The organism is Seohaeicola zhoushanensis (genome assembly GCF_014656415.1).
Taxonomy (GTDB): Bacteria; Pseudomonadota; Alphaproteobacteria; order Rhodobacterales; family Rhodobacteraceae; genus Seohaeicola_A; species Seohaeicola_A zhoushanensis.
The window spans coordinates 1-998 of the sequence record NZ_BNCJ01000071.1; the positions used below are offsets into that span (position 1 = coordinate 1).

1 protein-coding gene is annotated in these 998 nt (G+C 61.9%); it reads left to right on the forward strand.

Translation table 11 applies throughout. The features are described 5' to 3' along the window. On the forward strand, window positions 1-998 hold a 998-nt coding region (locus IE266_RS26750), incomplete at both ends, for an IS256 family transposase (protein WP_189683186.1).

Here is a 998-nt window from a genome sequence, read left to right on the forward strand (position 1 = left end):
GCTGAAGGGGCAGGACGGAGAGATGCCGGTGGCGGTGCCCCGCGACCGCGACAGCAGCTTCGAGCCCGAACTGGTGAAGAAGGGCCAGACCCGGATCGACGGGATGGATGACAAGATCATCGGGCTCTATGCCGCCGGGCTGACGGTGCGGGATATCCAAGCTCATCTGCTCGATCTCTACGGCCTGAAGGTCTCGCCCGACCTGATCAGCCGCGTGACCGACGCCGTTCTGGACGAGGTCCGGGAATGGCAGAGCCGGGCGCTGGAACGGATGTATCCGATCGTGATCTTCGACGCGCTACGGGTGAAGATCCGCGATGCCGACAGCCGGACGGTGAAGAACAAGGCCGTGTATGTCGCCTTGGGCGTTACCCGAGATGGCCAGCGCGAGGTTCTTGGCCTCTGGATCGCCGAAAATGAAGGCGCCAAATTCTGGCTGTCGGTGATGAACGAGCTGAAGAACCGCGGCATCCAGGACATCCTGATCGCGGTCGTGGACGGTCTGAAGGGCTTCCCCGAGGCCATCACCGCCGCCTTCCCGGAGACCATGGTCCAGACCTGCATCGTGCATCTGGTGCGCCACAGCCTGAACTTCTGTTCCTGGAAGGACCGGAAGGTGGTGGCTGCCGGCCTGCGCCGGGTTTACAGCGCCCCGACCGCCGATATGGCCGAAGCCGAGCTCGATGCCTTCGAAGAGAAATGGGCCGGGAAATACGCCTCCATCGCCCCGGCCTGGCGCCGGGCATGGCAGGAGGTGATCCCGTTCTTTGGTTTCGATCCCGCGATCCGCAAGATCATCTACACCACGAATGCCATAGAAAGTCTGAACCGCGTCATCCGGAAATCCATCAAGACACGGGGCTCATTCCCGACCGACGAGGCCGCGACCAAGCTGATCTACCTCGCAATCCGCAAGTTCGAAAAGGATGGCAGAAATGTTCGGGAATGGTTTGCAGCCCGCAACCAGTTCGCCATAATGTTCGGCGAGCGCTTCGACG